Source organism: Micromonospora sp. NBRC 110037 (assembly GCF_001652995.1).
GTDB classification, from domain to species: Bacteria; Actinomycetota; Actinomycetes; order Mycobacteriales; family Micromonosporaceae; genus Micromonospora; species Micromonospora chalcea.
Map to the genome: position 1 here is coordinate 311,298 of NZ_BBVA01000004.1, position 26,143 is coordinate 337,440.

Annotated in this window: 27 protein-coding genes and 1 pseudogene; 22 read left to right on the forward strand and 6 right to left on the reverse strand. The window is 73.1% G+C overall.

Going from position 1 to position 26,143, the window contains the following annotated elements; all coding sequences use genetic code 11:
- Positions 1–1,713 (reverse strand): alkaline phosphatase D family protein, encoded by a 1,713-nt coding sequence (locus A4R25_RS14445; protein WP_064447253.1) that lies wholly within the window; start codon positions 1,711–1,713, stop codon positions 1–3.
- Positions 1,714–1,861: 148 nt separating this feature from the next.
- Here A4R25_RS14445 and ftsY point away from each other — a divergent pair, with 148 nt between their 5' ends.
- The 8 genes from ftsY to A4R25_RS14485 all read left to right on the forward strand — a co-directional run bounded on the left by ftsY (position 1,862) and on the right by A4R25_RS14485 (position 11,585).
- Positions 1,862–3,058, forward strand: coding sequence for a signal recognition particle-docking protein FtsY (ftsY, locus tag A4R25_RS14450; protein ID WP_064447036.1), 1,197 nt, complete (start codon positions 1,862–1,864; stop codon positions 3,056–3,058).
- Positions 3,059–3,066: 8 nt separating this feature from the next.
- Positions 3,067–3,930: an aminoglycoside phosphotransferase family protein gene (locus A4R25_RS14455; protein ID WP_174537508.1), complete on the forward strand. Its 864-nt coding sequence runs from the start codon at positions 3,067–3,069 to the stop codon at positions 3,928–3,930.
- Positions 3,931–4,157: 227 nt separating this feature from the next.
- Positions 4,158–5,453 carry an ammonium transporter gene (locus tag A4R25_RS14460; RefSeq protein ID WP_231915538.1) on the forward strand — a complete coding sequence of 432 codons (1,296 nt, stop codon included), beginning with the start codon at positions 4,158–4,160 and terminating at the stop codon, positions 5,451–5,453.
- A gap of 25 nt (positions 5,454–5,478) precedes the next feature.
- On the forward strand, positions 5,479–5,817 hold the full coding sequence (locus A4R25_RS14465) for a P-II family nitrogen regulator (RefSeq protein ID WP_174537509.1): 339 nt from the start codon (positions 5,479–5,481) through the stop codon (positions 5,815–5,817).
- 17 nt (positions 5,818–5,834) lie between these two features.
- Positions 5,835–8,099, forward strand: a complete 2,265-nt coding sequence (locus tag A4R25_RS14470) for a [protein-PII] uridylyltransferase (protein ID WP_064447037.1) — start codon at positions 5,835–5,837, stop codon at positions 8,097–8,099.
- Between the two features lie 186 nt (positions 8,100–8,285).
- Positions 8,286–9,839 (forward strand): signal recognition particle protein, encoded by a 1,554-nt coding sequence (gene ffh / locus A4R25_RS14475; RefSeq protein ID WP_064447038.1) that lies wholly within the window; start codon positions 8,286–8,288, stop codon positions 9,837–9,839.
- A 66-nt stretch (positions 9,840–9,905) separates the two neighbouring features.
- The gene (locus tag A4R25_RS14480) at positions 9,906–10,487 is read left to right on the forward strand and encodes a Uma2 family endonuclease (protein WP_064447039.1); all 582 of its coding nucleotides are present in this window, start codon (positions 9,906–9,908) and stop codon (positions 10,485–10,487) included.
- A gap of 18 nt (positions 10,488–10,505) precedes the next feature.
- Positions 10,506–11,585: an amidohydrolase family protein gene (locus A4R25_RS14485; RefSeq protein ID WP_064447040.1), complete on the forward strand. Its 1,080-nt coding sequence runs from the start codon at positions 10,506–10,508 to the stop codon at positions 11,583–11,585.
- A 26-nt stretch (positions 11,586–11,611) separates the two neighbouring features.
- Here A4R25_RS14485 and A4R25_RS14490 read toward each other — a convergent pair whose 3' ends face one another.
- Complete coding sequence (locus A4R25_RS14490; RefSeq protein WP_064447041.1) at positions 11,612–12,187, reverse strand: TetR/AcrR family transcriptional regulator; 576 nt, start codon at positions 12,185–12,187, stop codon at positions 11,612–11,614.
- A 92-nt stretch (positions 12,188–12,279) separates the two neighbouring features.
- On the opposite strand from A4R25_RS14490, the gene proS reads away from it, so the two are divergent.
- The 12 genes from proS (at position 12,280) to A4R25_RS14550 (ending at position 20,630) form a co-directional block, all read left to right on the forward strand.
- Entirely contained in the window at positions 12,280–13,686 is a 1,407-nt protein-coding gene (gene proS, locus A4R25_RS14495; protein WP_064447042.1) for a proline--tRNA ligase, read from the forward strand.
- Between the two features lie 76 nt (positions 13,687–13,762).
- On the forward strand, positions 13,763–14,410 hold the full coding sequence (locus tag A4R25_RS14500) for a DUF402 domain-containing protein (protein ID WP_064447254.1): 648 nt from the start codon (positions 13,763–13,765) through the stop codon (positions 14,408–14,410).
- A 242-nt stretch (positions 14,411–14,652) separates the two neighbouring features.
- On the forward strand, positions 14,653–15,108 hold the full coding sequence (gene rpsP, locus A4R25_RS14505) for a 30S ribosomal protein S16 (protein ID WP_013284587.1): 456 nt from the start codon (positions 14,653–14,655) through the stop codon (positions 15,106–15,108).
- Positions 15,083–15,343 carry an RNA-binding protein gene (locus tag A4R25_RS14510; RefSeq protein ID WP_026268109.1) on the forward strand — a complete coding sequence of 87 codons (261 nt, stop codon included), beginning with the start codon at positions 15,083–15,085 and terminating at the stop codon, positions 15,341–15,343. The genes rpsP and A4R25_RS14510 overlap by 26 nt, the downstream gene beginning before the upstream one ends.
- Positions 15,343–15,882 (forward strand): ribosome maturation factor RimM, encoded by a 540-nt coding sequence (rimM, locus tag A4R25_RS14515; RefSeq protein WP_043325915.1) that lies wholly within the window; start codon positions 15,343–15,345, stop codon positions 15,880–15,882. Before A4R25_RS14510 ends, rimM begins: the two co-directional genes overlap by 1 nt.
- Before the next feature lie 27 nt (positions 15,883–15,909).
- Positions 15,910–16,698 carry a tRNA (guanosine(37)-N1)-methyltransferase TrmD gene (trmD, locus tag A4R25_RS14520; RefSeq protein WP_043325913.1) on the forward strand — a complete coding sequence of 263 codons (789 nt, stop codon included), beginning with the start codon at positions 15,910–15,912 and terminating at the stop codon, positions 16,696–16,698.
- Positions 16,699–16,841: 143 nt separating this feature from the next.
- Positions 16,842–17,201: a 50S ribosomal protein L19 gene (gene rplS, locus A4R25_RS14525; protein WP_013284591.1), complete on the forward strand. Its 360-nt coding sequence runs from the start codon at positions 16,842–16,844 to the stop codon at positions 17,199–17,201.
- A 168-nt stretch (positions 17,202–17,369) separates the two neighbouring features.
- The gene (gene lepB / locus A4R25_RS14530) at positions 17,370–18,254 is read left to right on the forward strand and encodes a signal peptidase I (protein ID WP_064447043.1); all 885 of its coding nucleotides are present in this window, start codon (positions 17,370–17,372) and stop codon (positions 18,252–18,254) included.
- Complete coding sequence (lepB, locus tag A4R25_RS14535) at positions 18,251–18,883, forward strand: signal peptidase I (protein WP_043325910.1); 633 nt, start codon at positions 18,251–18,253, stop codon at positions 18,881–18,883. The genes lepB (A4R25_RS14530) and lepB (A4R25_RS14535) overlap by 4 nt, the downstream gene beginning before the upstream one ends.
- Positions 18,884–18,973: 90 nt before the next feature.
- A complete protein-coding gene (locus tag A4R25_RS14540) occupies positions 18,974–19,441 on the forward strand; it encodes an NUDIX hydrolase (protein WP_064447044.1) in 468 nt (155 codons plus the stop codon).
- Positions 19,435–20,310: a ribonuclease HII gene (locus A4R25_RS14545; RefSeq protein ID WP_064447045.1), complete on the forward strand. Its 876-nt coding sequence runs from the start codon at positions 19,435–19,437 to the stop codon at positions 20,308–20,310. The genes A4R25_RS14540 and A4R25_RS14545 overlap by 7 nt, the downstream gene beginning before the upstream one ends.
- On the forward strand, positions 20,307–20,630 hold the full coding sequence (locus A4R25_RS14550) for a DUF2469 domain-containing protein (protein ID WP_011905215.1): 324 nt from the start codon (positions 20,307–20,309) through the stop codon (positions 20,628–20,630). The genes A4R25_RS14545 and A4R25_RS14550 overlap by 4 nt, the downstream gene beginning before the upstream one ends.
- Before the next feature lie 24 nt (positions 20,631–20,654).
- Here the strand turns inward: A4R25_RS14550 and A4R25_RS14555 are convergent, their stop codons facing one another.
- Together A4R25_RS14555 and A4R25_RS14560 are read right to left on the reverse strand one after the other, a co-directional pair.
- A complete protein-coding gene (locus A4R25_RS14555) occupies positions 20,655–21,761 on the reverse strand; it encodes a sulfite oxidase (RefSeq protein WP_064447046.1) in 1,107 nt (368 codons plus the stop codon).
- The gene (locus tag A4R25_RS14560) at positions 21,758–22,417 is read right to left on the reverse strand and encodes a methyltransferase domain-containing protein (RefSeq protein WP_064447047.1); all 660 of its coding nucleotides are present in this window, start codon (positions 22,415–22,417) and stop codon (positions 21,758–21,760) included. Before A4R25_RS14560 ends, A4R25_RS14555 begins: the two co-directional genes overlap by 4 nt.
- Positions 22,418–22,611: 194 nt before the next feature.
- Between A4R25_RS14560 and A4R25_RS30630 the strand changes: the two are divergent.
- Positions 22,612–23,148 (forward strand): annotated as a pseudogene (locus A4R25_RS30630) (murein hydrolase activator EnvC); the annotation flags it as partial.
- Between the two features lie 57 nt (positions 23,149–23,205).
- Here A4R25_RS30630 and A4R25_RS14565 read toward each other — a convergent pair.
- Together A4R25_RS14565 and A4R25_RS14570 are read right to left on the reverse strand one after the other, a co-directional pair.
- The gene (locus A4R25_RS14565; RefSeq protein WP_064447048.1) at positions 23,206–24,387 is read right to left on the reverse strand and encodes an aminotransferase class V-fold PLP-dependent enzyme; all 1,182 of its coding nucleotides are present in this window, start codon (positions 24,385–24,387) and stop codon (positions 23,206–23,208) included.
- 49 nt (positions 24,388–24,436) lie between these two features.
- Complete coding sequence (locus A4R25_RS14570) at positions 24,437–25,363, reverse strand: tyrosine recombinase XerC (protein ID WP_064447255.1); 927 nt, start codon at positions 25,361–25,363, stop codon at positions 24,437–24,439.
- A gap of 426 nt (positions 25,364–25,789) precedes the next feature.
- On the opposite strand from A4R25_RS14570, the gene A4R25_RS14575 reads away from it, so the two are divergent.
- Positions 25,790–26,131 carry a hypothetical protein gene (locus A4R25_RS14575; protein WP_043325899.1) on the forward strand — a complete coding sequence of 114 codons (342 nt, stop codon included), beginning with the start codon at positions 25,790–25,792 and terminating at the stop codon, positions 26,129–26,131.
- Positions 26,132–26,143 lie beyond the last annotated feature (12 nt).

A 26,143-nucleotide genomic window follows, 5' to 3' on the forward strand; every position in this document is an offset into this window, starting at 1 on the left:
TCAGTCCCCGTCGCTGAGTTGCTGTTGCGCCACCGGGCGCAGCTCGCCGTCGCTGGTCGTGCCCTCGATCACCACGGCGGCCTCACGGCCCCGGTGGGTGAGCGTGGCCACCGCGTTGCCGAAGTAGGGCCCGGCCAGCTTCCGCCAGCGCACCGGGGGGCGGCGTACCCCGGCCGCACGGGCCAGCGCCCGGGTCGCCCCGGCCGGGCCGGGATTCCAGCCCAGCGTCATCAGCGGGCGCATGCCGGCGGGCACCTGGTTGTGGATCGGTGAACAGGTGAGCTGGTGCACCGGCGTGCGGACGTCACGGTCGGCGAACCGGGCCCGCGCCACGTACGAGTGGTGCACGTCCCCGGAGAGCACGCTGATCGACGCCGGTCGCGCGTACGCCGGCCCGGCGCCCACCCGCGCACCGGTGCGCGGCGCGGTGCCGCTGCCCAGCCGCGCGAACAGCTCGCCCAGCGCCTCGAACGAGCGCCGGAACGCCGCCCAGTGCTCCAGGTCCAGGGCCCGGCGGATCTGCTCGGAGATCCGGGCCACCCAGGGCCGGCCGGAGTCGGCCAGGCGCTCGTTCCACGCCTCGACGTGGTGGATGCCCGGTGGCAGCAGCCACGGCAGCGAGCTGCCCACCACCAGGTGGTCGTACTCGCCGTGCGCCTGGTCGAGGAACCACGACCACTCGCCCGGCGGCAGCATCGCCCGGCTGCCCGGCAGGAGCACCCGGCTGGACCGGTTGTCCAGCATCACCAGGCGGGTGCGGCCCAGGTCCAGCGCGTAGCTCCACTGGTACTGCACGGCCCGCCAGCGCTCGGTGTCGTGCGCCAGGTCGGCCTCCTTGTCGACCCGCTCGCCGAACTCGTGCAGCACGCCGGTGGCGTCCTCGGCGGCGATGACCTTCGCGTACACCGGGTCGGCGGCGATCTCGTCCGGGCTCAGGTTGCCCAGGTGCTGGTAGACCCAGTAGGAGGCGAGGCCGCTGCGGATCCGCTCGGCCCACCACGGCTGCTCGCGCATGTCCGCGCGCCACGACTGCGAGGTGTTCCAGTCGTCGATCACCTCGTGGTCGTCGAAGATCATCACGCTCGGCACGGTGGAGAGCAGCCAGCGGATCTCCGGGTCACGCCACGACTCCAGGTAGAGCTTCGTGTACTCGTCGAAGCTCACCACCTGCGTCGCCGGGGCGTCCTTCGGCCGCTTGCGGCGACGCTTGAGCAGCCGCCGCACGGTCGGCGAGGTCTCGTCCGCGTACACCTGGTCGCCGAGCAGCACCAGCAGGTCGGGCAGCACGGCCTGCTCGGGCGCGGCCATCACCCGCCGGGCGTACGCGTCGAGCGCGTCCGGCGGCAGCTTGCGCGCGGTGGAGTGCTGGGTGGTCTCCCGGCAGGAGCCGAACAGCAGCCGCACCGGCTGGTCGGCGTCGTCGAGCGCGCGGGTCCGGATCACGCTGGGCGGGAACGACGAGTCCGGCAGCGGCCACGCCACCTCGTCGTCGATCAGCACCTCGTAGGTGGTGGCGCTGTCCGGGGTGAGCCCGACCACCACCACGATCGCGTAGTGGTGGTCGTACGCGGAGAAGGTGGGCGCGCTGCCGGTGGCGCCGTCGGCCGTGCGGACGGTGACCACGGCGGGCGAGCTGGTCTCCACCCAGACGGTCGCCCGCGTGTCGACGACCCGGCGCAGCAACGGGCCGATGAGCAGGCGGGAACCGGGCACGACATCCACCTCCGACAAGATCGTTTCGGCTGTTCCCTACCCGGCCGGCGGTTGCGGTACGCCTTCCGGTGTGAGCGTACCCGCAGGTTGTTCGCGTGCCGAGGCGGTGAGTGGGACGCCGTCGCCGGCATCTGACAGGATTTCGGGCATGACGGAATACCTCCTCGTCGCTCTCGCCCTGCTCGGCGTGCTGATCATCGGCGGCCTGAGCCTCGTGGTGCCCCGGCTGCGCCGGCGGCCGGAGCCTCCGCTGCCGCGCACGGAGGTCGACACCCGGGCCGAGGAGGATCTGGCCGGCCCGCCGGTCGAGGCCCCGGAGGCGGACCTCACCACCGGCGTGGTGGTCGAGGCGCCCCCGGTGGAGGCGCCCCCGGTGGAGGCGCCCCCGGTCGAGGTGCCGGAGCCGACCGCCGGCCGGCTGGTCCGGCTGCGCTCCCGGCTGTCCCGCTCCCAGAACGTCTTCGGCAAGGGCCTGCTCGGCCTGCTCAGCCGCGACCGGCTGGACGAGGACACCTGGGAGGAGATCGAGGACAGCCTGATCACCGCGGACGTCGGCATCGACTCCACCCGGGAGATCGTCGACCGGCTGCGCGAGCGGACCCGGGTGCTCGGCACCCGCACCGGGGAGGAGCTGCGCGCGCTGCTCGCCGCCGAGCTGGTGAACGCGCTCGACCCGAGCCTGGACCGCTCGCTGCGGACCGCCCCGAAGGAGGGCGTCCCGGCGGTCGTGCTGGTGGTCGGCGTGAACGGCGCCGGCAAGACCACCACCTGCGGCAAGATCGCCCGGGTGCTGGTCGCGGACGGCCGCAGCGTGCTGCTCGGCGCGGCCGATACGTTCCGGGCCGCCGCCGCCGACCAGCTGGAGACCTGGGGCGGCCGGGTGGGCGCCGAGACGGTCCGCGGGCCCGAGGCCGCCGACCCGGCCAGCGTCGCGTTCGACGCCGTCAAGCGCGGCATCGACACCGGCGTGGACACCGTGCTCATCGACACCGCCGGCCGGCTGCAGAACAAGATCGGCCTGATGGACGAGCTGGGCAAGGTCAAGCGTGTCGTGGAGAAGCACGGCCCGATCGACGAGACGCTGCTGATCCTCGACGCCACCACCGGCCAGAACGGGCTGGAGCAGGCGCGGGTCTTCACCGAGGTGGTCAACGTGACGGGCGTGGTGCTGACCAAGCTCGACGGGACGGCCAAGGGGGGCATCGTGATCTCCGTGCAGCGCAAGCTCGGCATCCCGGTCAAGCTGGTCGGCCTCGGCGAGGGCAAGGACGACCTGGCCCCGTTCGACCCGGCCCAGTTCGTCGACGCGCTGCTCGGCACCGAGCCGCTCGCCCGGGACGCGTAACCTCTCCCGTGACGACTGACGATCGCGCCTACGCGGGGTGGCGCGACCCCAGCCACCCGTCGCCACGCCTCGGGAGACCGTACGTGACTTCGCAGGAGATCCCGCTGCACGGCGGGAACGTGAGCACAGTGGTCCGTGTCGGAGACACGGTCCGGCGCAACGCCGGCCCGTGGACGCCCTCCGTGCACGCGCTGTTGCGCCACCTGGAATACGTCGGCTTCACCGGCGCGCCCCGCGCGCTCGGCATGGACGAGCGCAACCGCGAGGTCCTGTCGTACCTGGAGGGGGAGTGCGGGGAGTACCCGCTGGCCCCGCACTGGGTCACCGACGAGGCCCTGGTCACGGTGGCCACCATGCTGCGGATGTTCCACGACGCGCAGTACGGCTTCACCCCGCCGCCCGGCGCGGTCTGGCGCTCGTTCGGGCCGCCCCCGCCGGACACCGAGGTGATCTGTCACCACGACGCCGCGCCGCACAACGTGATCTGGCGCCCGGACGGCACGCTCGGGCTGATCGACTTCGACCTCGCCTCGCCCGGCGCCCGCATCTACGACGTGGCGTACGCGGCCTGGACCTGGGTGCCGATCTTCTCCGACCGCGACTCGGTGACGCTGGGTTGGAAGCGCCCCGACCGGCCGCGCCGGCTGCGCCTGTTCGCCGACGCGTACGGGCTGATCCCGCGCGACCGGCACCGGCTCATCCGCACCATCCGCAAGCGCATCGTCGACCACGTCGAGGGCATCCGGCGGATGGCCGCCGCCGGTGAGCCGGCCTTCGTCCGGATCGTCCACAAGGGCCACCTGCGTCGCCCCATGCGCGACCTGCGGCTGCTCGACTACGAGCGGCACCAGTTGGAGTACGCGCTCCGCTGAGCAAGATCGGCGTTCTTCACACGCCGGAAACAACCCGTCACGTGTCGGAAATCGCGGAGTGTCGCTGAAGGAAACAGCCGGCGACAAAGCTTCCGCGCAACCGGCTGACGGGCGATGCTGCCAGGTCTTCAGTCGGAGGGAGGAATACGACAACGAGAGGAGGCAGCGTGGAGATCGACACCGGGAACACTGCCTGGTTGCTTGTCTCGACTGCCCTCGTGCTGCTCATGACCCCCGGTCTCGCGCTGTTCTACGGCGGCCTGAACCGGTCCAAGGGCGTTCTGAACATGATGATGATGAGCTTCTCGTCCATCGGGCTCGTCAGCATCCTGTGGCTTTTCTACGGCTTCACCGTCGCCTTCGGCGAGGGCGGCAAGTTCTGGGGTGACCTCGGTCAGTACCTGGGCACCAAGACGTTCGTCGGCGAGAACGACCTGTGGGGCGAGACCGGAATCCCGATCTACGTCTTCATCGCCTTCCAGATGATGTTCGCGGTCATCACCGTGGCGCTGATCAGCGGCGCGCTCTCCGACCGGGTGAAGTTCGCCGGCTGGCTGCTGTTCGCGTTCGGCTGGGCGACCCTGGTCTACTTCCCGGTCGCCCACATGGTCTGGGGCGGCGGGCTGATCGGCGGCGACATCGGCGCGCTGGACTTCGCCGGTGGTACCGCCGTGCACATCAACGCCGGCGCCGCGGCGCTCGCGCTGGTGCTCGTGCTCGGCAAGCGGGTGGGCTGGCCGCGCGAGAGCATGAAGCCGCACAACGTCCCGATGGTCGCCCTCGGCGCCGCGCTGCTGTGGTTCGGCTGGTTCGGCTTCAACGCCGGCTCCGAGCTGACCGCCGACGGGGTCACCGCGCTGGCGTTCATCAACACCCAGGTCGCCACCGCCGCGGCGCTGCTCGGCTGGATCGTGGTGGAGTGGGTGCGTGACGGCAAGCCGACCCTGGTCGGCGCCTCGTCCGGCGCCATCGCCGGTCTGGTCGCCATCACCCCGGCCTGTGCGTTCATCACCCCGGCCGCAGCGGTGCTGCTGGGCGTGGTGGCCGGTGCGGTCTGCGCCCTCGCGGTCGGTCTGAAGTACCGGCTCGGCTACGACGACTCCCTCGACGTGGTCGGCGTGCACTTCGTCGGCGGCTGGATCGGCTGCCTCTGGATCGGCCTGTTCGGCACCGCCTCGGTGAGCTCGCTGGTGGAGACCGACGGCCTGTTCGTCGGCGGCGACGCCAGCCTGCTCGGCAAGCAGGCGATCAGCGCGCTGATCGTCAGCGTCTACTCCTTCGTCGTCGCCTACGCTCTCGGCTTCGTGATCGACAAGACGATCGGCCTCCGGGTCTCCGCCGAGGCCGAGGTCGACGGCATCGACATCGCCGAGCACGCGGAGAGCGGCTACGACCTGTCGCCCACCACGGGCAGCGGCGGTGGCGCGTTCGCGATGGCCGGGATCGGAGCCGGCAAGCCCGGCGCGGAGCCCGCCGCCGAGTCGGACGAGTCCGCGCCGGTCAGCGAGAAGGTCGCCGGTTAACGTTCCTGGGATGGAGGGGTTGGACATGAAGCTGGTGACCGCGGTCATCAAGCCGTACCAGCTGGACGCGGTGAAGGAGGCTCTGCACGCCCTCGGCGTGGCCGGGCTGACGGTCAGCGAGGTCCAGGGCTACGGCCGGCAGAAGGGGCACACCGAGGTCTACCGGGGTGCCGAGTACACGGTCGAGTTCCTGCCCAAGATCCGGGTCGAGGTGCTCACCGACGAGATCGACGTCGACAAGATCGTGGACGCGATCGTCGGCGCCGCCCGGACCGGCAAGATCGGCGACGGCAAGGTCTGGGTGACCGGCGTCGAAGAGGTCGTCCGGGTGCGTACCGGCGAGCGCGGGCTCGACGCCCTCTGACGGCCGGACCTGCCGACGTGACCTCGTTGACCACGGCTGCCACCCCCACCGGGGACGGCGTGCCCGTGGTCAACGAGGTCGTCGGCGTACCCGGGGGCATCGGCGAGCCGGCCCGGAACGCGCGGGCCGAGGCGCTCGACGCCTGGCTGCGCCGGGCCTTCCCGGACCGGGACGGGGTGGCGCTCGTCGCGGTGGGCGGACTGGGCCGCCGCCAGTGCGCCCCCTACGGCGACCTCGACCTGGTGCTGCTGCACGCCGGGGTCCCCGGCATCGACGAGCTGGCCGCGTCGCTCTGGTACCCGATCTGGGACGCCGGACTGCGGCTCGACCACTCGGTACGCACCGTCGCCGAGGCGCTGTCGGTGGCCCAGGACGACGTCAAGGTCGCCCTCGGCCTGCTCGACGCCCGGCACGTGGCCGGCGACCCGGCGCTCACCGACCAGCTCGCGCGTACCGCCACCGACCACTGGCGGCGGACCGCGATCCGCCAGCTCCCCGGCCTGCGCGAGATCACCGCCGCGCGCTGGGAGGCGCACGGCGAACTGGCGTTCCTGCTCGAAGGCGACCTCAAGGAGGCGGCCGGCGGGCTGCGCGACGTGGGCATCCTGCGCGCCATCGCCACCGCCGGGGTCACCGACGCGCTCCGCCCGGCCGTGTACGCGGCGCACCGGCGGCTGCTGGACACCCGCGACGCGCTGCACCAGCAGGTGGGCCGCCGGGTCGACCGCCTGGTCGCCCAGGAACGCGACGGCGTGGCGCGGCTGCTCGGCGCCGAGGACGGCGACGCGCTGCTGCGGCTCGTGGCCGGCGACGCCCGCACCGTCAGCCACGCCCTGGACGACGCCTGGCGGGCCGCCGACCGACTCCGCTCCGGCCGCCACCGGGCCGCCCCCGGCCGGCCGCTGCGCCGCCCGGTCGCGCGGGACGTGGTCGAGCAGGACGGGGAACTGGTGCTCGCCCGTACCGCCATCGGGGCCCGCCCCGACCCGAGCCTGTCGCTGCGGGTGGCCGCCGCGGCCGCCACCACCCGGCTGCCCATCGCGCGGGCCACCTGCGAGTGGCTGGCCGCGTACTGCCCGCCGCTGCCCGCGCCCTGGCCGCCGGCGGCACGGGCCGCGCTGATCACGCTGCTCGGCGCCGGTCCCGGCCTGGTGCCCGCCTGGGAGACCTGCGACCGGTACGGGCTGATCGACCGCTGGCTGCCCGAGTGGACCCGGATGCGCAGCCTGCCCCAGCACAACCCGGTGCACCGGTTCACGCTCGACCGGCACCTGGTGCAGACCGCGTACGAGGCGAGCCGGCACACCCGCGACGTGGAACGCCCCGACCTGCTGCTGCTCGGCGCGTTCCTGCACGACATCGGGAAGGGACTACCCGGCGACCACTCGACCGTCGGCGCGCCGCTGGCCGAGGCGGTGGCCACCCGGGTCGGGCTGCCACCGGCCGAGGCGGAGCTGATCGGCACGCTGGTCCGGCTGCATCTGCTGCTACCCGACGTGGCGACCCGCCGCGACCTGTCCGACCCGAAGACGGTCGCCGGTGTCGCCGAGCGGGTCGGCGACACCGCCACGCTGGAACTGCTGCACGCCCTGGTACGCGCCGACGCCGCCGCCACCGGCCCGGCCGCCTGGTCGGCCTGGAAGGGCCGGCTGATCGCCGAGCTGGTGGCCCGGGTGCGCACCACCCTGGACACCGGCGTGGTGCCCGCTCCGCCGGCCCCCGACCCGGCGCTCGTGGCCGGGCCGCTGCCTGTCGTACACCTGGGGGAGGACCGGGTGTCGGTGGCCGCGGCGGACCGGCGCGGACTGCTCGCCACGGTCGCCGGTTGCCTGGCACTGCACCGCCTGGAGGTGATCTCCGCGGACGCCGCCACCGTGGACGGCCGCGCCCTGGTGCAGTGCCGCGTGCAGCCGCGCTACGGGCTGGCGCCGAACCCCATTGCGCTCAGCGCCGACCTGCGCCGCGCGGTCGGCGGCGACGTCTCGGTGATTCAGCGGCTGCGTGGCCGGGCGCTCGCCGCCCGCAGCCAGGGCGCCGCGCCCCGGGTGGTCTGGCACCGGGAGGCGGCCACCGACGCGGTGCTGCTGGAACTGCGCGCCGCGGACGCGGCCGGGCTGCTCTACCGGGTCACCTGCGCGCTCGACGAGGCTGGCGCCCAGGTGCGGGCGGCCCGGATCTCCACGCTCGGCGGCGACGTGGTGGACGCCTTCTACCTGGTCGGCGGCTGGCCCTCGGACGAGGAACGAGCGCGCATCGAGGCCGCCGTGCTCGCCGCCGTGTAAGGAAGGGCCCCTTGTTAACGCCTCCGGTAGAGGAAGGGACCCCTGTTAACACCCGGCCGACGAGCGGCGCGGGCCCGTGGACGGCCGGGCCGGAGCGAGGGTGCGGGCGGCGGGCTACCCTAACGGTGGGCTGGACCATCGGCCCGCCAGCATGTGCCCGCCGAAAACGACAAACGGGATGTTCGCGTGTTTGACACCTTGAGTGACCGCCTGTCCGGGATCTTCACCAAGCTCCGCGGCAAGGGCCGGCTCACCGACGCCGACATCGACGCCACCGCGCGCGAGATCCGGATGGCGTTGCTGGAGGCCGACGTCGCCCTGCCGGTGGTCAAGGGCTTCATCGCGAACGTCAAGGAGCGGGCGCGCAGCGCCGAGGTCTCCCAGGCGCTGAACCCGGCCCAGCAGATCATCAAGATCGTCAACGAGGAGCTGATCAACGTCCTCGGCGGCGAGGGGCGGCGGCTCCAGTTCGCCAAGCACCCGCCGACCGTGATCATGCTGGCCGGCCTCCAGGGCTCCGGTAAGACGACCCTCGCCGGCAAGCTGGCCCGCTGGCTCAAGAGCCAGGGCCACCAGCCGCTGCTCGTCGCCGCCGACCTCCAGCGCCCCAACGCCGTCGGGCAGCTCCAGGTGCTCGGTGGCCGGGCCGGCGTCGAGGTGTACGCCCCGGCGCCCGGCAACGGCGTCGGCGACCCGGTGCAGGTGGCCCGCGACTCGATCGAGCACGCCCGCCGCGCCGCCCGCGACATCGTCATCGTCGACACCGCCGGCCGGCTCGGTATCGACGCCGAGATGATGCAGCAGGCCGCGAACATCCGCGACGCGGTCCAGCCCGACGAGGTCATCTTCGTCATCGACGCGATGGTCGGCCAGGACGCGGTCCGTACCGCAGAGGCGTTCCGCGACGGCGTGGGCATCACCGGCGTGGTGCTGTCCAAGCTCGACGGCGACGCCCGCGGCGGCGCCGCGCTCTCCGTCCGCGAGGTCACCGGCCAGCCCATCCTGTTCGCCTCCACCGGCGAGAAGCTGGAGGACTTCGACGTCTTCCACCCCGACCGGATGGCCAGCCGGATCCTCGGCATGGGCGACGTCCTCACTCTGATCGAGCAGGCCGAGGCGGCCTTCGACTCCGATCAGAAGGACAAGATGACCGCCAAGCTGATGGGCGAGGAGACCTTCACGCTGGAGGACTTCCTCGATCAGCTCATCGCGGTCCGGCGGATGGGCCCGATCGCCAACGTGCTGGCCATGATGCCGGGCATGGGGCAGATGAAGGACCAGCTCGCCGAGCTGGACGACAAGCACTTCGACCGGGTGACCGCGATCATCAGGTCGATGACCCCGGCCGAGCGCACCAACCCGAAGATCATCAACGGCTCCCGCCGGGCCCGGATCGCCAACGGTTCCGGCGTCACCGTCATGGACGTCAACCAGCTGCTCAACCGCTTCACCGACGCGCAGAAGATGATGAAGCAGATGGGCGGCATGATGGGCCTGCCCGGCGGTGGCCGGCGCAAGGCGACCAAGTCGCCGAAGAACAAGCGCAAGGGCACGAAGGGCGGCGGGCGGCCGCGTACCGGCGCCGGCATGCCGGGAGGCTTCCCCGGCGGGATGCCGCAGCTCCCGCCGGGCCTGGACCCGGGTGACCTGGCGGGTGGGCAGGGTCTGCCGCCGGGCTTCAAGCTGCCGAAGATCGACTTCAACAAGCTGGGCAAGGGCGGCGACAAGGGCCCCCGCTAGCGTGTCGGTGACGGTGGGCGATGTGATCATCACCTAGGGTCGGTTCGCCCCCTGGAAGGAGATGTCATGACCGCGGCGCCGATCCTGCCCGAGCGGCACGAGTGGACGGTCGACGACCTTGGCGACCTGCCCAAGGACCTTCCGTACGAACTGATCAACGGAAGGTTGATCGTGCCGTCGCCCACCGCCCTGCACCAGGAGATCTGCGTCGAGTTGCTGCTCGCGCTGCGCGTCAACTGCCCGCCTGAGTTCCTGGTGAGCATCGACCTGTCCATGCGGGTGGACCGCCGCAACGAGCCGCGCCCGGATGTGGTGGTGATCCGGCGCAAGCACGCCGGCCGGTCGCCGGTCCCGGTCGAGGACGCGCTGCTCGCCGTCGAGGTCGTCTCGCCGACGTCGCACTTCCGCGACCTGTACGACAAGGCGAAGGTCTACGCCCGCTCCGGGGTCCGCTCCTACTGGGTGGTGGATCCGCAGCACGAGCGGATCGCGCTGACCGAGTACACGCTCGACGGCGCCGCCCGCGAGTACGAGCAACTGGCACACACCGAGGACCTGTTCGTCACCGAGCGGCCCTGGAAGGTCTCGGTCGATCTGCCGGCGCTGACCGCGCGGCGCAACGACCTGCTCGCCGTCGAGGAGGACTGATCGGGTAGGACTGTGCACATGGCTCTGCACGTGCGCGGTGTGTTCCTTCCCGACGACGAGGTCCGGGACGTCTGGCTGGTCGGCGACCGGGTCACCTTCGAACCGGTGCCCGGCGCCGAGACGGTGGCCGACGGCGGCTTCGTGCTGCCCGGTCTGACCGACGCGCACTGCCACATCGGCATCGCCCGCGGCGGCAGCCCGATCACCTCGCTCGACCAGGCGCGGGAACTGGCCCGGATCGACCGGGACGCGGGCGTGCTGGCGATCCGGGACGCCGGGTCGCCGTACCCGTACCCCGAACTGGAGGACGAGCCGGACCTGCCGCGACTCGCCCGCGCGGGCCGACACGTCGCCCCGCCCAAGCGCTACCTGCGCGACATCGGCGTGGAGGTGGGCGCGGCGGAGGTCGCCGAGACGGTGGCCGCGCAGGCCGCGGCCGGCAACGGCTGGGTCAAGCTGGTCGGCGACTGGATCGAGCGGGGAGTGGGCGACCTGGCGCCGGCCTGGGACGCCGACACCATGACCGCGGCGGTCGCCGCCGCGCACGCCGCCGGGGTACGCGCGGCGGTGCACACGTTCTCCGAGTCGGCGGTGGAGATCATGGTGCGGGCCGGGGTGGACTCGGTGGAGCATGGCACCGGGCTGAGCCTCGACCTGATCGACCTGATGGCCCGGCAGGGCACCGCGCTGGTTCCCACGATGATCAACATCCGGACCTTCGGCCACATCGCGGAGCAGGCCCGGCCCAAGTTCCCCGGGTACGCCGACCACATGCTCGCCCTGCGCGACCGCTTCCCCGAGGTGGTGCGCGCCGCGCACGAGGCCGGTGTGCCGATCTACGTCGGCACCGACGCGGGCGGCGGCATCGACCACGGGCTCGCGGCCGAGGAGATGCTCCTGCTGCACGAGCAGGCCGGCATGTCCGCGCCGGACGTGCTGGCCGCCGCCTCCTGGCGGGCCCGGGAGTGGCTCGGCTTCCCCGGGCTGGTCGAGGGCGGCCTCGCCGACCTGGTGGTCTACCCCGAAGATCCGCGCCGTGACCTGCGCGTGGTCCGGACGCCCAGCCGGATCGTCCTGCGCGGCCGGGTCGTCCGCTGACGGGCCGTGACCGGCCGCCGTCGTCGCTAGCGCGCCGTCGCCGCCATCAGGAACAGGCGCACCGCCAGGTCGGCCAGCCGGTCGGCGGTCTCGTCGACCGGGCCGCCGGGCAGCACGATGTGGCTCACCACCAGGCGTACGACGCTGTCCGCCGCGAACGCCAGGGCCGCCGGATCGGCGTCGGGCAGGCGGTCACCCGTCCACTCCAGCAGCGCCGCCGCGGCCTCGGCGAGCACCAACTCGGACCGGGTGGTCAGGTACGGCAGCAACTCCTCCGAGCCGCCCCGCGTGCTGGTCAGCACCGCCCGGACCAGCGGGTTCTCGGCGGCTGAGGCGAGCGTGCGGTGGATCGCCGCGTACGCCGCCGCCCGCACGTCGGAGTCGTGCTCGCCGAGCGCGGACCGGACCTGGCCGACGAACCGGTCCACCTCGTGCCGGGCCAGCGCCTCGCCCAGGCCCGCCTTGGTGCCGAACTCGTTGTAGACCGTCTGCCGGCTCACCCCGGCGGCGGCGGCCACCGCGCCCATCCGGACACGGTCCCACCCGAGGGCCACGGTCTGCGCCCGGGCGGCCTCCACGATCGCGTCCCGTGTCTCACCCATCGCCGTCGAAGTCTACGGCCGCGCCGGGCGACACGGCGCGGCCCGGCTCCCCGGCGAACCCCCGCCCCGCACGGCGCATAGGATGTGCGGTCATGGCACGCGTGCTCACTCCCCGTGCGGAGGACTTTCCCCGCTGGTACCAGGACCTGATCGCCAAGGCGAAGCTGGCCGACAACGGCCCGGTCCGGGGGACCATGGTGATCCGACCGGCCGGCTACGCCATCTGGGAGCGGATGCAAGCCGAGATGGACGCCCGGATCAAGGCGGCCGGCGCGGAGAACGCATACTTCCCGCTGTTCATCCCGGAGAGCTACCTCAAGCGGGAGGCCGAGCACGTCGAGGGCTTCTCGCCGGAGCTGGCGGTGGTCACGCACGGCGGCGGCAAGCAGCTCGCCGAGCCGGTGGTGGTGCGCCCCACCAGCGAGACGGTCATCGGCGAGTTCATGGCCAAGTGGATCGACTCGTACCGCGACCTGCCGCTGCTGCTCAACCAGTGGGCGAACGTGGTCCGGTGGGAGCTGCGCCCGCGGATCTTCCTCCGCACCAGCGAGTTCCTTTGGCAGGAGGGGCACACCGCGCACGCGACCCGTGAGGACGCGCGCGCCTACGCGCGGCGGATCCTGCACGAGGCGTACGAGGACCTGATGGTCAACGTGCTCGGCATCCCGGTCGTGGTCGGCCTGAAGACCGCCCGGGAGCGCTTCGCCGGCGCCACCGCCACGTACACGTGCGAGGGCATGATGGGCGACGGCAAGGCGCTGCAGCTGGGCACCAGCCACGAGCTGGGCCAGAACTTCGCCAAGGCGTTCGACATCAGCTACTCCTCGGCCGAGGGTGGCCGGGAGCACGCGTGGACCACCTCCTGGGGCACGTCCACCCGGATGCTCGGCGGCCTGATCATGTGCCACGGCGACGACAACGGGCTGCGGGTGCCGCCGAAGCTGGCGCCGGTCCAGGCGTACGTGATGATCGTCAAGGACGGCGACGGCGTGAGCCAGGCGGCGGCCAAGCTGTGCGACGCGCTGCGCGACGCCGGGGCGCGGGTGGCGCTCGACGACCGGACCGACACCGCGTTCGGCCGCCGGGCCGTTGACGCCGAGCTGCGCGGCTACCCGGTACGCGTCGAGGTCGGCCCGCGTGACCTGGCCGCCGGCAACGCGGTGGTGGTCCGGCGTACGGACGGTTCGAAGGCCCCGACCCCGGTGGCCGACGTGGTCGGCGCGGTCCTCGCCGCGCTGGAGGCCGACCAGCGGGCGCTGCACGACCAGGCGCTGGAGTTCCGCCGGTCCCGCACCGTCGAGGTGTCGACGCTGGCCGAGGCGATCGAGGCGTCCGCCACCGGCTGGGCGCGGGTGCCGTGGTCGGCGGTCGGCGTCGAGGGCGAGGCCGAGGCGAACGGGCAGGGCGTGACGGTTCGCTGCCTGGTGCGCGCCGACGGCTCGGTGCCGGACTCGGAGGACGAGCCCGACCTGGTGGCGATCCTCGCCCGCGCCTACTGAGGGTGTAAGGAAGGGCCCCTTCTTAACGCATTCTGCATAGGCGGGGGCCCTTGTTAACACGACGGCGGGGGTGAGCGTGCGGTTCGAGCCGGGGCGGCTGATCATGCACCGGAACGTGCGGCATGGCCGGATCGGGTGGGTCCGGTCGGCCCGCGTGGTCTCCGACGACGAGCGCGGCCTGCTGCTCTGGGTGGCGCGGACGGCGCCCGTCGCGCACGAGGTGAACGCCGCCGGCCTGGGCATGCGGGCCGTGCCGTTCGCCGAGTGGGTGACGTCGTCCTACCGGCTCGCGCAGGGCCGGTGGAACGGTCCGCCGGTGCTGAAGTTCCTGCCCACCGGCGCGGCCCACTCGGTCTGGTGGTTCCGCGACGCGCACGGGCGCTTCCAGAACTGGTACGTCAACCTGGAGGAGCCCGGCGTCCGCTGGGACGACGGCGCGGTGGCCGGTGTCGACATGGTCGACCAGGACCTCGACGTGGTGGTGTACCCGGACCTGAGCTGGGAGTGGAAGGACGAGGACGAGTTCGCCGAGCGGCTGGCGTTCCCGGAGCACTACTGGGTGACAGACGAGAAGGCGGTACGCGCCGAGGGTGAGCGGGTGATCCGGATCGCCGAGGCGGGCGCGTTCCCGTTCGACGGCACCTGGTGCGACTTCACCCCGCCCGCGGAATGGGATGTACCGGACGAACTTCCGCCGGGGTGGGACCGCCCGCCGGTGCGCTGAGCGGGTGTCGTCCGTCACGGCCCGACCCGCCGCGGGCGTGGTGTCCGGGTCCGGTGTGAGAGTTCCGGGGCGGATCTGGCAGAATGGTTCGCTGGTATCCGGCGCGCGTCCGGCGCCCTCTAACCCGGGCGCGTCGCCAGTTCACCGAGCAGTCTCCGGCCCAAACCCCACTGTGCCGGTCGGCGCTCACCCGCCACACCGCCCGTACGGGCCGGTGAGATCGCAACAGGAGCGAAACAACTGTGGCCGTAAAGATCCGGCTCCTGCGGATGGGCAAGATCCGCAACCCGCAGTACCGCATCGTCATCGCCGACTCGCGTACCAAGCGTGACGGTCGCGCGATCGAGTTCGTCGGTGTGTACCAGCCGAAGGAAGACCCTTCGGTGATCGAGGTCAAGTCGGAGCGGGTCCAGTACTGGCTGTCGGTCGGCGCCCAGCCGAGCGAGGCCGTGCAGCGCCTGCTGGAGCTGACCGGTGACTGGCAGAAGTTCAAGGGCCTGCCGGCCCCGCCGCCGCTGAAGGTCGCCCCCGAGCGGGCCGACCGCAAGGCGGCGTACGAGGCCGAGGCGAAGGCCGCCGCCGGCGTGGCGGACACCCCGGCCAAGCCGGCCAAGAAGGCCGCCGCCAAGGCGGAGGAGCCGAAGGCCGAGGCCAAGGCCGAGGAGCAGACCGGTGCCGAGTCCGGCGAGCAGGCCTGACATGCCGCTGCGTCCCGCTCTGGAGCACCTGGTCAAGGGCATCGTCGACCACCCGGACGACGTCCGGGTGCGGATGGTCGACTCCCGTCGGGGCAAGCGCCTCGAAGTCCGCGTGCACCCCGAGGACCTCGGCACGGTGATCGGGCGGTCCGGCCGGACCGCCAAGGCGCTGCGCCAGGTGATCGGGTCCATCGGCGGGCGTGGGGTACGCGTCGACATCGTCGACTCGTACTGATGCTTCTCGTCGTCGGCCGGATCGGTAAGCCGCACGGCATCCGCGGTGAGGTCACCGTGGAGGTGCGTACCGACGAGCCCGAAGCACGGTTCGCCCCCGGTTCGGTGTTGACCACCGAGCCGGGGGTCACCCCGTCGGAGCCCGGCGCCTGGCGGGTGCCGCCGACGCTCACCGTCGAGTCGGCCCGCTGGCACCAGGGGCGGCTGCTCGTCGCCTTCGAGGGCGTGCTGGAGCGCAACGTCGCCGAGGCGCTGCGCAACACGCTGCTCGGCGTGGACAGCGCCGACGTCGCCCCGCCGGAGGACCCGGAGGAGTTCCACGACCACCAGTTGGTCGGGCTCGCCGTGGTCACCCGCGACGGCGAGCACGTGGGCGAGGTGGCCCGCATCGACCACGCGCCCGCGTCCGACATGCTGGTGCTGCGGCGGCCCGAGGGGCGTACCGCGCTGGTCCCGTTCGTCAAGGCGATAGTGCCCGAGGTGGATCTGGCCGGCGGTCGCGTCGTCGTCGACCTGCCCGACGGCCTGCTCGATCTCTAGCTCTCGACCTCCGGCTGGAGCCACCGCATGCGCGTCGACATCGTGTCGATCTTCCCTGAGTACTTCGCCCCGCTGGACCTGTCGCTGATCGGCAAGGCCCGCGCGAACGGCACGCTGCGGCTGGCCGTACACGATCTGCGGACCTGGACCCACGACGTGCACCGCACCGTCGACGACACGCCCTACGGCGGCGGTCCCGGCATGGTGATGCGGCCGGAGCCGTGGGGTGAGGCGCTGGACGCGCTGGCGCCGGGCGAGCTGAGTCCGGACGGGCACACGCTGCCCCGGCTGATCGTGCCGTCCCCGGCCGGCGTCCCGTTCACCCAGGCCCTGGCGCACGAGCTGGCCGCCGAGTCGCACCTGCTGTTCGCCTGCGGCCGGTACGAGGGCATCGACCAGCGGGTGCTGGACCACGCGGCGACCCGGATGCCGGTGACCGAGGTCTCCCTGGGTGACTACGTGCTCTTCGGCGGCGAAGTGGCAGTGCTGGTGATCCTGGAGGCGGTCACCCGGCTGCTGCCCGGGGTGCTGGGCAACGCCGGCTCGCTGGACGAGGAGTCACACGCGCACGGGCTGCTGGAGGCCCCGCTCTACACGAAGCCGGCGACCTGGCGCGGGCTGGACGTGCCGGAGGTGCTGCGCTCCGGCGACCACGGCCGGATCGCCCGCTGGCGACGGGACGAGGCGCTGCTGCGCACGGCCGGGCGCCGCCCCGACATGATCGGCGCGCTGGCCCCGGAGACGCTCGACAAGCGGGACCGGGCGACGCTGGACCGGGGCGGATTTTCCCCGCCACCGGGGCATGTGGCAAAGTAGAGGGGTTGCCGCATCCGTCCACGCCGTGGGCGGCTGCGAGGACCCTCGACCGGGGCCGGTCTCGCCGGTCACCACCCGGGGGTCAGAATCACCCATCCGCGCATCGACTGACGATGCGCCGTGAGCCTCACGAGGACGCAGCGATGAACATCCTGGACGCCCTTGACGCCCAGTCGAAGCGCACCGACCTGCCCGACTTCCGTGCCGGTGACACCGTCAAGGTGCACGCGCGGGTCGTCGAGGGCAACCGCTCCCGGGTCCAGATCTTCCAGGGCGTCGTCATCCGCCGCCAGGGTGACGGCCTGCGTGAGACCTTCTCGGTCCGCAAGGTCAGCTTCGGTGTCGGCGTGGAGCGGACCTACCCGCTCAACGGCCCGGGCATCGACCGGATCGAGGTCGTGACCCGCGGTGACGTGCGTCGCGCCAAGCTCTACTACCTGCGTGAGCTGCGGGGCAAGAAGGCCAAGATCAAGGAGCTGCGGGAGAAGCAGCCGGCGAACTGACTCGCGTTCGCCACGCCGCCCGGCCTGCGCGGATGTCGTATCGACCAGACCGCATTACCCTGGTCGGTACGGGCGCAGCCGGACGGTGCGAAACGGTCCACTACCGCCCGTGGGGTCTCGAAGGAGACTCCCGGGCGGTAGTGTCGTTTCCGCGGACCGGAGAGTGGCATGGTGCAGATGGTTGACGAGGACGGCGCCGTCGATCCCTGGCGCCGGCGGGCCCGGCGCGGGCGTCGCCAGATGCCGCTCTGGCAGGAGCTTCCGCTGCTGCTCATCGTGGCGTTCTGCCTGGCGGTGCTGATCCGCACGTTCCTGCTCCAGGCGTTCTTCATCCCCTCCGGGTCGATGGAGGACACGCTGCTCGTCGGCGACCGGGTGCTCGTCAACAAGGTCGTCTACGACGTCCGCGACCCCGTCCGCGGCGAGGTGGTGGTGTTCCGCGGCACCGACCGCTGGGTCGCCCAGGAGGCGCCCGCGCCGCCCACCAACTTCGCCGGCCAGGTGAGCCGCACGCTCGGTGACCTGGTGGGCGTCAGCCGCCCCGGCGAGAAGGACTTCATCAAGCGGGTCATCGGCGTGCCGGGCGACAAGATCTGGTGCTGCGACGACGGCCGCGTGGTGGTCAACGGGGTGCCGCTGGACGAGCAGGCGTACGTCTCCGAGGACTCCCCGCTCGAGCTTCCGCCCAATCCGAAGGAATGCCGGTCCCGGCAGTTCACCGAGGTGGTGGTGCCGCCGGGGCAGATCTTCGTGATGGGTGACCACCGGCTGGTCTCGCAGGACGCCCGATGTCAGGGGCCGGTGCCGATCGAGAACGTGATCGGTCGCGCCTTCATGATCGTCTGGCCGTCGCAGCGGTGGACCACCCTGCCCGTACCGGAGACGTTCGCGGACGTGCCGCGCGCGGACGCCGCGGCCGCCTCCGGCCCGGTCCCGGTGGATCCCGACCCGGTGGGCGGAGTCGTCCTGATCGTGCCGGTCGTGGCGACGCTCACGGTTCTCGCGGGTTCGGGGCGACTGCGCCGCACCCGGGGACGTAGGCTCCTCCCGTGATCGACGAGCAGACCGAGAAGCCGCGCAACTCCTTCTGGAAGGAGCTGCCCATCCTCCTGGGTGTGGCGATCCTGGTCGCAGTGCTGGTTCGCGCCTTCGTGCTGCAGACCTTCTTCATCCCGTCGCCGTCCATGGAGAACACCCTCAAGATCGACGATCGGGTGCTGGTCAACAAGCTGGTCTACGACTTCCGCTCGCCGCACCGGGGCGAGGTGATCGTCTTCAAGGCGCCCACCGAGTGGAGCGGCAACCCCGACGGTGAGGACTTCATCAAGCGGGTGATCGGCGTCGGCGGCGATCACGTGGTCTGCTGCGACCGTACGGGCGGGCAGGACCGGCTGGTCATCAACGGCAAGCCGGTCGACGAGCCGTTCATCTTCCCCGGCAACAAGCCCGCCGACCAGGACTTCGACATCACCGTGCCGAAGGGCCGGCTGTGGGTCATGGGTGACCACCGGGAGGCCTCCGGCGACTCGCTGGAGCACTGGCAGCAGTCCGGCGAGGACATCACCGTCGCCACCATCCCGGAGGGCGAGGTCGTCGGGCGGGCTTTCACCATCTTCTGGCCGGTCAGCCGCGCCACCTGGCTCAGCGTGCCGAAGCAGTTCGAGGGGATCCCCAATCCCTGACCCGACGGCTTCCGCGCGCCCCCACGCCCACCCCCGGCCGCCGGCGGGAGGGCGTGGTCGTTCGTCGCAGCCGTCTGGCAGGCTGGTGCGGTGACCGTCTACACCCCTCGTCGCGCGGCCCGGGTGCTGCTGGTCGACGCGTCCGACCGGGTGCTGCTCTTCGAGGGCAGTGATCCGGCCCGGCCGGGTCACCGCTACTGGTTCACCCCCGGCGGCGGGCTGGACCCTGGGGAGGCCCCGGCCGACGGTGCGGCCCGTGAGCTGGCCGAGGAGACCGGCCTGCGGCTGGCCCCGGCCGAGCTGGGCGCGCCGGTCTGGTCGGAGACCGTCGAGTTCCCGTTCGACGGCGTCTGGTACCGCCAGGAGCAGCAGTTCTACCTGGTCCGGGTGGCGGGCTGGGAGGTCGACACCACCGGCTTCAACGACGTCGAGCGCGCGAGCGTGCACGGGCACCGCTGGTGGACGGTGACCGACCTGGCCGCCTCCGCCGAGCGCTACTACCCGCCGGACCTGCCGGGCCGGCTCGGCGCCGTGCTGGTGGGAGGCGGCGCATGCTGACCCCGCCGCGCACGGTGGTGCGCCGCGACGGCGGCCTCTACGCGCTGGAGCGGGCCCTGCAACGGCGGGGCTTCCGCTACGTCGCGGGCGCCGACGAGGCGGGCCGGGGCGCTTGCGCCGGGCCGCTGGTCGCCGCCGCCGCGATCCTGCCCGAGGGGCGCCGGGGCGAGATCGACGAGCTGGCCGACTCCAAGCTGCTCACCCCGGCCGCCCGGGAGCGCGTCCACGACGAGGTGGTGGCGCGGGCCCTGGCGTACGCCGTGGTGGTCATCCCGGCCGAGGAGGTGGACGCCCGCGGGTTGCACGTGTGCAACCTCGCCGCGATGCGCCGGGCGCTCGCCTCGCTGACCACCCGCCCGGAGTACGTGCTGACCGACGGCTTCGGCGTCGACGGGCTCGACGTGCCGGGGCTGGCGGTCTGGAAGGGCGACCGGGTGGCCGCCTGCGTGGCTGCGGCCAGTGTGCTCGCCAAGGTCACCCGGGACCGGATCATGGTGGAACTGGACGGGCGGTTCCCCGGCTACGGCTTCGCCGAACACAAGGGCTACATCACCGCCGAGCACAGCGCCGCGCTGCGCGCGCTCGGGCCCTGCCGGGAGCACCGCTTCTCGTACGTGAACGTGGCCGCCGTCTCCGGACGGGACGGCCGGCCTCCCCGCGCCCGCCGCCCGGCGGGCGCCGACGTGGTGTCGCCCGAGCCCGTGGCCGGGCTGCCGGGACTCGGGGCCGGCGCGTTCGCCGGGCGCCCGGACGAGCCGATGGGGCGCTCCGGCGCGCCAGGGGGTACCGTCGGCGTGGCGTTGGGCGAGCAGCCGCGACCTCCGGCGTCGGTGGGGGAAGATGTGGTCATGGAAGGCGGAGTGCGATGAGCGCGGAAGATCTCGAGAAGTACGAGACCGAGATGGAGCTGCAGCTCTACCGGGAGTACCGCGACATTGTCCGCCAGTTCTCCTACGTGGTGGAGACCGAGCGCCGTTTCTATCTGGCGAACCAGGTCGACCTGCACGTCCGCAACTCGGACGGTGAGGTCTACTTCGAGGTCGAGATGCACGACGCCTGGGTGTGGGACATGTACCGGCCTGCCCGTTTCGTCAAAAACGTCCGAGTGATGACGTTCAAGGACGTCAATGTGGAAGAGCTCGAAAAGCCCGACATCTCGCTTCCCGCAGATTCCGGATTCGGGAGCTGATCCCCGGGCGGCCCGCCGCCCGGATCACCGCTCCGGCACGACCACTTCGACCCGCTGCACCAGGTTGTTCGCGAACCCGCCACGGTTCCACGGCTGCTCGACCGGCTGAGTGCGCCCCGAGGCGTCGGTCGCCCGGGCGCCCAGCACGTACCGCCCCGGGGTCGCCGTCCAGCTCACCGACCATCGACGCCACGCCCACTCGCCGCCGGCCGGCTCGTCCAGGACCGCCGGCGTCCACGTGCCGCCACCGTCCATCGTCACCTCGACCGACGTCACCGGCGCGTGCCCGGACCAGGCCCGGCCGTCCACCGTGCACGGCCCCGGCCGCACCACCCGGGTCCGGGACATGAAGTCCGGGAACCCGGGCGGGCGCACCAGGGCACGCGGTTCGATCCGGGTCACCGGCACGCCCGGGTCGTCGGCGTCGCGCCGCAACCGGTAGGCCACCGCGTTCTGGTAGCCGTCGAACGGCTCGGTCGTCACCGTGATGTCGCGCAGCCACTTCACGTGCGCCATGCCGTACCAGCCGGGCACGATCAGCCGCAGCGGCGCGCCGTGCTGCGGCAGCAGGGGAGCGCCGTTCATCTCGTACGCCAGCAGCACCTCCTCGCGCAGCGCGTCGGCCACCGGCAGCGCCCGCTGGTAGTCCTGCTCGACGCCGCGCTCGATCCCGTGGTCCGCCCCGGTGAACACCACGTCCACCGCGTCGCCGGACAGCCCGGCCTCGCGCAGCAGCGGCGCCAGCGGGGTACCGGTCCACTCGGCGTTGCCCACCGCCTCCACCAGCCAGGGCTGGCTCACCGGGCGGGGCCGCAGCAGCGCCCGGCCGTTGCCCGCGCACTCCAGCGTGACCCGGTGGGTCACCCGGGGCCGGTCGCGCAGCGCCGCCAGGTCCAGCCGCAGTGGACGCTGCACCGCGCCGGACACGCTCAGCGCGTACGCGGCCGGGTCGACGTCCGGGATGTCGTAGTGGATGAGCAGGTAGTGCAGGCCCGCCGGGGTCACGTCGTAGCGCAGCGCCTCCAACGGGATGCCGTGGTTGCGCGCGGCGAGCTGGAGCTCCTCGGCGCTGATCGCCTCGTCCGGCCCGGCGACCCGGGCAGGCCGGCTCGCGTCGTCCACTGTGGTCATTCCTGCTCCGTCCGCTCCAGCACGTCGTAGCCCACGAACGTGAACATCCGTGCACCCGGCACCAGCGGGCGCGGGGTGCCGGTGAAGCGGTGCGCGCCGACCCCCACACCGTCGGCCGGGCTGCCCACCGCGACCGGCTCGAAGCCCTCCTCGGCGAACCACTCGCAGATCACCGGCACCAGATCCGGCTCGCGCCGGTGCCGCGTCCACAGCACCATGCCGCCGGTGGCGCAGAGCGAGGCGCAGTGCCGCGCCGTCGCCCGGATGTCGTCGTCGGTGATGTTGCCGAAGATGCCGCAGACCAGCACCAGATCGGCCGGGGCCAGATCGGCGTAGCCGTCGGTCAGCGCGGCGTCCCCGGTCACCACCTCCACGCCGGTGAGCCCCGCGTCGGCGGCGGCGCGGCGGGCCAGATCGGCGTTGCGCGGGTCCAGCTCGACCAGGCGGGCGGTCACGTCGGCGCCCCGGGGGTGAGCGGCCAGCACCGGGATCAGGTCACGGCCCTGACCGGCGCAGAGACTCAGCGCGCGCAGCGGACCGGGTGGCGCGGCGTCGAGGGCGTCGGCGACACGCCGCCGCACCTCGGCGAGCCGCCGGGCCAGTGCGGACTCGGGCTGGTCGTAGTCGCGGTGCCAGGCGTACCAGTCCTTCGTCACCCGGCCAGCATAGGCGTCCCGGCCGTAGCAGATCCGCCCCGATCTCGGCGCTCGTCCACAGTGGGGGCGTCGTCCACAGGACGGCCGCGTGGTGCGCGCGGGGGAGCACGGGACAGGTCAGGGTACGCGGTGTGCGTATCCCCATCGGTCGGGCCGGCAGGGGCCTGCTGCTTGTGCTCGTGCTCGCCTTCTGGTTGCCGGGCGTCCCCGCGGCGAGCCTTGACGGGCCGGTGGCGGCGGGCGGCTCGGCGGCGGTCCTTGACGGGCCGGACGTCACGACGGAATACCGGGGCGCGCCCGGCGGGTCGGCGACCGCCGGACGGTTCCGGTGGCCGCTGCCCGGTCCACCCCGCGTGGCACGCGGGTTCGACCCGCCGCCGCAGCCGTGGATGTCCGGGCACCGGGGCGTGGACCTGGCAGGCGCGCCCGGCGCGCAGGTCCGCTCGGCCGGCGCCGGGACCGTCCTGTTCGCCGGCTCGGTCGCCGGCCGGCCGGTGCTCACCGTCGGCCACCACGACGGGCTTCGCACCACCTACGAGCCGGTCCGGTCCCGGGTCACCGCCGGCACCCGGGTCGACGCCGGCACCCCGATCGGTGACCTGCTCGCCGGGCATCCCGGCTGCGCCGAGGCGGCCTGCCTGCACTGGGGGCTGCGACGCGGCGCCGAGTACCTGGATCCGCTCGCGCTGCTCGGGCTCGGCCGGGTCCGGCTGCTGCCGCTCGACCCGGGAGCCGACGCCGGTCCCCTGAGTCGTGGCGCCGCCGCCGGCTTCGGCCGGATGCGCCGCTCAGCGCTGGGCGAGCAGCGTGGGCAGCCGGACGGCCAGGCGGTCGTACTCGTCGGGGGTGTTGTAGACCTGGCCGCACAGCCGCAGGTAGCCGCGCCCGTTCCAGCCGGCCACCGACACCTCGGCGGAGAGCCGGTCGGCGATCCGGGCCCGCAACTCCCGGGCCGCATCCAGTGTCGTCGCGACACCCGGCGGCAGCGGCACCAGACGCATGGCGACCGCCGGTCCGCCGGGCTCCGGCAGCCGCTCGGGCGCCACCCCCAGCGCGTCCCCGACGACCCGTTGCCCGTACGCGGCCAGCGCCGCGTTGTGCGCGCGTACCCGGTCCACGCCGAGGCTGCGCAGTGTGAACAGGCCCACCGGGGCGGCCAGCCAGCCGGTGTAGTCGAGCGTCGCCTGCCATTCCACCCGGGTCGGGAAGCCGCTGTCCTGCTCCCACGAGACGACGAGCGGCTGGATCTTCTCCCGCCACGACGGCGCCACCACGAGCACGGCGGTGCCGCGCGGCGCGTACGCCCACTTGTGCAGGTTGCCCACCCAGAAGTCGGCGCCGATCGACGCGACGGTGGCCGGCAGCATGCCCGGCGCGTGCGCGGCGTCCACCAGCACCGGCACGCCCTGCTCCCGGGCCACCGCGACGAGCGCGGCGGCCGGAAACAGCCGGGCGGTCGGCGAGGTCAGCTGGTCGACGATGAGCAGCCGGGTACGCCCGGGGCGCAGCCCGGTGCGGACGATCTCGACCACCTCCTCGTCGGTGGCGGTCAACGGCACCGGCAGGGTGCGGGACACCGCCCCCGTGCGGGCGCACTCCCGCGCGATCGAGAGGGCCACCGCCCCGTAGCCGTGGTCGGTGGTCAGGACCTCGTCGCCGGGGCGCAGCGCCAGCGACTGCAACACGACCGCCGCGCCGGCGGTGACGTTGCCGACCAGCGCGGTGCCGTCCGGGTCCGCGCCGAGGAACGCGGCCAGGTGTCGGCGGGCGTGGGCGATCCGGTCGACCAGGCCCTGGGTGAAGAACCGCAGCGGGTTGGCCTCCATCTCGTCACGCAGGCGCTGCTGGGCGCGCTGCACGGCGATCGGCACGGCGCCGAACGAGCCGTGGTTGAGGTGGCTGACGGAGGGATCGAGGGAGAAGAGCAGCCGAGCACCGGGAATCGGCTCGGGCGGCTGCGGCACCGTCATCCATCGATCCTAGCCCGAGATGGATCATCACCCGGCGGGATTCCGCCGGTCAGGCGCGGGGGTGCGCCTGCCGGTACGCCGCACGTAGCCGCTCGACCGACACGTGCGTGTAGATCTGCGTGCTCGCCAGCGACGAGTGCCCGAGCAACTCCTGCACCGCCCGCAGGTCCGCGCCGCCTTCGAGCAGGTGGGTGGCGGCCGAGTGACGCAGCCCGTGCGGCGTCACCCGGGGCACCCCGGCGGCTTCGGTCCAGTCGGCCACGATCCGCCGCGCGGTGGTCGGGTTGAGCCGCCCGCCCCGCGCCCCGAGCAGCAGCGCCCGGCCCGAGCCGGGCGTCGCCAGCGTCGGCCGCCCGACGCTCAGCCACGCATCGAGCGCCCGCTGCGCCGGCACCCCGTAGGGCACCGACCGCTCCCGGCCGCCCTTGCCGAGTACGCGCACCACCCGGCGGCCCTGGTCGACGTCGGTCACGTCCAGGCCGCACGCCTCGCTGATCCGTACCCCGGTGCCGTAGAGCAGTTCGAGCAGCAGCCGGTCACGCAGCAGCACCGCCTCGGGCGTGTCCGCGCCCGGTGCTCCCTCGGGTTGCGGGGCGTCGGCGGGCCGGGCCGCCTCCATCAGGGCGGCGGCCTGGTCGGCCCGCAGCACGGTGGGCAGTTCGCGCCGGGCCCGAGGGCTCGCCAGCGGCGCGGCGATGTCGTCGGCGAGCAGGCCGGTGCGGTGCGCCCAGGCGCTGAACGTCCGGGCCGCGGCGGCGCGGCGGGACATCGTCGTCCGGGCCGCGCCCATGGTCCGCTGTTTCGCCAGCCAGCTGCGCAGCACGGCGAGGTCCAGCTCCGGCAGCTCGGCGCAGCCCATCCGGACCGCGTGGTCGAGCAGCGACACGAGATCCGTGACGTACGCGCGAACGGTGTGGACGGACCGGTTGCGCACCCGCGACAGGTGGTCGGCGAAGTCGTCCACCGCTTCGCGCATCGACGCGGGCAGCTCCTCGTGCGCGTCCCGGGTGCCGCGCTGCCGCTTGCTCACCGCGGCACCCCGACCTGGCGCACGCGGTCGTAACGGGGGCGGACAGCGATCACCGGTCCAGCGTACGGCCGGAGCGCCGCCGCGCGCTGAGCCGCCGCACGCCTTCACCGCGCCGGCCGGGCCGTCGGCGCCGCCGTGGCCGCGGTGTGCCGTGCGCCGCCGCGCCAGTGCCTTCCGGCGTGACGATCGCGCCGCGCCGAGCAGGGTGGCTAAACCGGGCCTGGACAGAGGAAACTCATGCTGCGGCCAGGCACAGGGCGGCAACCGGACGGCAGCGTGGCTGAGCCGGCGCGCCCCACGGGTGGCCGATCCGGCCGCGATCGGACAGCCGCGTCCCGCGACGGTGACGCCCGGTACGAAAAGGGGCCGACAGTGGGAGTGGACGCGGTCCTCTACCGACAGATATCGGCGGGCAGCAGTCGTCGCCGGCCCGCGTACGTCTCGATCGAGGTCGTCGCGGATCCGCAGGACGTGCTGCTCGGTCTGCTGGCGCGGGTCCGCGGCGGCGGCCGGACGCCGCTGCTGGATCGCGTCGATCCGCTCGGCGAGCTGACCGTCGACACCGATCGGATGTCGCAGCTGCTCGCCGACCTGCGGTGCCTGGCCGAGGTGGCCGGGGCGCCGGCGGAGGCCGACCACATCCGCCGGCTGGCCCGGCTGGCCCGCCGCTGCGCGGAGCGCCGAGACACCGAGATCCGGTTCGAGGGCGACTGACGATCGCGCGTC

Excerpts from the sequence above, each read along its gene's own strand:
- ftsY (WP_064447036.1), top strand. The coding sequence starts at position 1,862 with ATGACGGAATACCTCCTCGTCGCTCTCGCCCTGCTCGGCGTGCTGATC.
- A4R25_RS14460 (WP_231915538.1), top strand. The coding sequence starts at position 4,158 with ATGACCCCCGGTCTCGCGCTGTTCTACGGCGGCCTGAACCGGTCCAAG.
- A4R25_RS14465 (WP_174537509.1), top strand. The coding sequence starts at position 5,479 with ATGAAGCTGGTGACCGCGGTCATCAAGCCGTACCAGCTGGACGCGGTG.
- A4R25_RS14480 (WP_064447039.1), top strand. The coding sequence starts at position 9,906 with ATGACCGCGGCGCCGATCCTGCCCGAGCGGCACGAGTGGACGGTCGAC.
- A4R25_RS14485 (WP_064447040.1), top strand. The coding sequence starts at position 10,506 with ATGGCTCTGCACGTGCGCGGTGTGTTCCTTCCCGACGACGAGGTCCGG.
- A4R25_RS14490 (WP_064447041.1), bottom strand. The coding sequence starts at position 12,187 with ATGGGTGAGACACGGGACGCGATCGTGGAGGCCGCCCGGGCGCAGACC.
- proS (WP_064447042.1), top strand. The coding sequence starts at position 12,280 with ATGGCACGCGTGCTCACTCCCCGTGCGGAGGACTTTCCCCGCTGGTAC.
- rimM (WP_043325915.1), top strand. The coding sequence starts at position 15,343 with ATGCTTCTCGTCGTCGGCCGGATCGGTAAGCCGCACGGCATCCGCGGT.
- trmD (WP_043325913.1), top strand. The coding sequence starts at position 15,910 with ATGCGCGTCGACATCGTGTCGATCTTCCCTGAGTACTTCGCCCCGCTG.
- rplS (WP_013284591.1), top strand. The coding sequence starts at position 16,842 with ATGAACATCCTGGACGCCCTTGACGCCCAGTCGAAGCGCACCGACCTG.
- lepB (WP_064447043.1), top strand. The coding sequence starts at position 17,370 with ATGGTGCAGATGGTTGACGAGGACGGCGCCGTCGATCCCTGGCGCCGG.
- A4R25_RS14545 (WP_064447045.1), top strand. The coding sequence starts at position 19,435 with ATGCTGACCCCGCCGCGCACGGTGGTGCGCCGCGACGGCGGCCTCTAC.
- A4R25_RS14550 (WP_011905215.1), top strand. The coding sequence starts at position 20,307 with ATGAGCGCGGAAGATCTCGAGAAGTACGAGACCGAGATGGAGCTGCAG.
- A4R25_RS14555 (WP_064447046.1), bottom strand. The coding sequence starts at position 21,761 with ATGACCACAGTGGACGACGCGAGCCGGCCTGCCCGGGTCGCCGGGCCG.
- A4R25_RS14565 (WP_064447048.1), bottom strand. The coding sequence starts at position 24,387 with ATGACGGTGCCGCAGCCGCCCGAGCCGATTCCCGGTGCTCGGCTGCTC.
- A4R25_RS14570 (WP_064447255.1), bottom strand. The coding sequence starts at position 25,363 with ATGCGCGAAGCGGTGGACGACTTCGCCGACCACCTGTCGCGGGTGCGC.